The 3,300-nt window shown below is 48.4% G+C and carries 1 protein-coding gene; it reads left to right on the forward strand.

Features of this window, described 5'->3' with window-relative positions; translation table 11 throughout:
* Positions 1-249 precede the first annotated feature (249 nt).
* The coding region (locus H6S82_RS25180; RefSeq protein WP_242057105.1) for a glutamate synthase central domain-containing protein at positions 250-3,300 on the forward strand (3,051 nt) is incomplete at its 3' end.

Here is a 3,300-nt window from a genome sequence, read left to right on the forward strand (position 1 = left end):
CGGCACGGGAACTTAATGATTGCTTGAAAATACTTAAATTATCGCCCGTGCGTCACCCACCCTACGATTAAATAAGTTTTTACGATCGCCACAACAATGGGAGAGCCTGACAGAAGTAGCGACGCAAGTGTGCTAAGTGTCTACTCCGCAAATTTCAGATTCTAAAATTTCAAATCTAAATAAATCTGAAATCTGAAATTCTTTTGGTCAATTGTTGAATTATTGAGTTTAACCAACATGAATCATTCCATGAATAAGACTGTAGATCGAAACGAAGTAGAAAACCGATCGCACCAAAACCAAAGCGCGGCTGTCGGTTATCGAGGCCAAAGATGGTTGGTAGAAGAACGAGATGCTTGTGGCGTCGGCTTTATCGCCCATAAAGATGGTTTGAAAAGCCACGAGTTAATTGCCAAATCTTTGGCTGCGCTTACTTGTCTGGAACATAGAGGCGGTTGCAGTGCTGACCGAGATTCCGGAGATGGTGCTGGCTTGATGACGGGTATTCCTTGGGAGTTATTGAGTCAGTGGTTTGCAGAAAATAAGTTGGAAATGCCATCTCCAGATGGGATTGGCGTGGGGATGGTGTTTTTACCCCAAGATGCCACAAAGGCGGCTGGCGATCGCCAAATTGTTGAGCGTATTTTAGCCGAAGAAGGATTGGCTTTGCTGGGTTGGCGGGAAGTACCCGTTAAGCCAGAGTTGCTGGGAACTCAAGCGCGGGAAAATCAACCGAAAATCGCACAGGTATTGGTGAAAAGTGAAGAATTGCGGGGGGATGCTTTAGAACGGGCTTTGTTTGTCGTTCGCAAACGGATTGAGAAGACGCTCAAAGCAGATAACTTGGAAGGTCACAAGCTTTCGGGAATCAGTACGGATTTCTATGTTTGTTCGTTTTCCAGTCGCACAATAGTTTACAAGGGGATGGTGCGATCGGCTGTGTTGGGAGATTTTTACCTCGATCTGAAAAATCCCGCTTACCAGAGTAGTTTCGCCGTTTATCACCGTCGCTTCAGTACCAATACCATGCCTAAATGGCCGCTCGCACAACCGATGCGGTTTTTGGGACACAATGGGGAAATCAATACCCTTCTGGGCAACATCAACTGGATGGTGGCGCGGGAAGCAGATTTGTCCCACGAAATTTGGGGCGAAAGGTTAAATGACCTCAAGCCGATCGTCAATCCCGAAAATAGCGATTCGGCTAATTTGGATAATGTCCTGGAATTAATCGTGCAGTCCGGGCGCAGTCCTTTGGAAGGATTGATGATGTTAGTGCCGGAAGCTTACAAAAACCAGCCGGATTTGGATAAATATCCCGAAATTGTCGATTTTTACGAATATTACAGCGGCATTCAGGAAGCTTGGGACGGGCCGGCGTTGCTGGTGTTCGGTGATGGCAAGAAGGTGGGGGCGACGCTCGATCGCAACGGTTTGCGTCCGGCGCGTTACTCGATTACCCGCGATGGTTATATTGTAGTGGCATCGGAAGCGGGGGTGGTGGATATCCCGGAGGGGGATATTGTGGAAAAGGGTCGTCTTGGGCCGGGTCAAGCGATCGCAGTCGATCTGGAAAGTCACGAAATTCTCAAAAATTGGGAAATCAAACAGCGCGTGGCTTCTTTAAGGCCGTATGGCGAATGGTTGAAATCCCGCGTTTCTCTAAGTTCCCAATCTCCAAAAGAAACTTCTTCACCAGATGCCGTTACTTTACTGCGCCATCAAACTGCCTTTGGCTACACCATTGAAGATGTGGAAATGATTATTGAGGAGATGGCATCTACCGGGAAAGAACCGACTTTCTGTATGGGAGATGACATTCCTTTGGCAGTGCTTTCAGTCAGACCGCATTTGCTGTATGACTATTTCAAGCAGCGGTTTGCCCAAGTGACTAATCCGCCGATCGACCCCCTGCGGGAAAAATTGGTGATGTCTCTGGAAATGTATTTGGGCGAAAAGGGTAATTTGTTGGCAGCCAAGCCCGAATATGCCCACTTGCTCAAGTTGGAATCGCCGATACTGAACGAGACAGAATTGGATGCGATTCGCGCTTCGGAATTTCCCACCGCCGACTTATCCACTTTATTTGAAATCGCCACAGGGCCAGAAGGTTTAGCCGCAGCAGTTAAATCTTTGTGTGCCAAAGCAGCACAAGAAGTGCGAAATGGTAAAAAGATTTTGATATTGAGCGATAGATCTAGCAAACTGAGTGCAGAACTGACCTACATTCCGCCTCTCTTGGCCGTAGGGGCGGTACACCACCACCTGATTGCGTCAGGTTTGCGGATGAAAGCCAGTTTGATTGTAGAAACCGCACAGTGCTGGAGTACCCATCACTTTGCTTGTTCGATCGGCTACGGCGCGAGTGCCATCTGTCCCTACCTCGCCTTAGAAACAGTGCGGGCTTGGTGGCATAACCCCAAAACGCAAGGGATGATGGAAAGGGGCAAAATTACCCAATCTACGTTAATCAAGGCGGAAGCAAACTATCGCAAAGCCGTAGAAGACGGTCTGCTGAAGATTTTGTCGAAAATGGGGATATCTCTGCTATCAAGTTACCAGGGGGCGCAAATTTTTGAGGCTCTAGGTATTGGTGGGGATTTGTTGCAGTTGGGCTTTAAAGGTACTGCTTCTCGCATTGGCGGTTTGACGGTGGCGGAATTAGCTTCTGAAGTTTTGTCATTCCACTCCAAAGCATTCCCGGAATTGACAATTAAGAAGTTAGAGAACTTCGGATTTGTTCAGTACCGTCCGGGTGGGGAATACCACATGAACAGTCCGGAAATGGCGAAGGCGCTGCATAAAGCTGTTGCTGCTTTTAAAGCAGAGGATATAGAAAAATCCAAAATCCAAAATTCCCCCGCGTCCGACCATTACGAAGTTTACCGGAAATATATGGAAGGGCGTCCGGTAACTGCGCTGCGAGATTTGCTGGAATTTAAGAGCGATCGCGATCCGATACCTTTGTCGGAAGTGGAGTCGGTCGAGGAGATTGCCAAACGTTTCTGCACCGGGGGAATGTCGCTGGGTGCTTTGTCTCCAGAAGCACACGAAGTGTTGGCGATCGCGATGAACCGCATCGGCGGTAAGTCGAATTCCGGGGAAGGTGGCGAAGATCCTGTACGTTACAAAGTTCTGGATGATGTGGATGAAAACGGCTATTCCCCCACCTTGCCACACATGAAAGGTCTGCGGAATGGGGATACCGCATCCAGCGCCATCAAACAAGTAGCGTCGGGTCGCTTTGGGGTGACGCCAGAGTACTTGATGAGTGCCAAACAAATCGAAATTAAGATGGCG

Origin of the sequence: Planktothrix sp. FACHB-1355 (genome assembly GCF_014748295.1) — a bacterium.
GTDB lineage: Bacteria > Cyanobacteriota > Cyanobacteriia > Cyanobacteriales > Aerosakkonemataceae > Aerosakkonema > Aerosakkonema funiforme_A.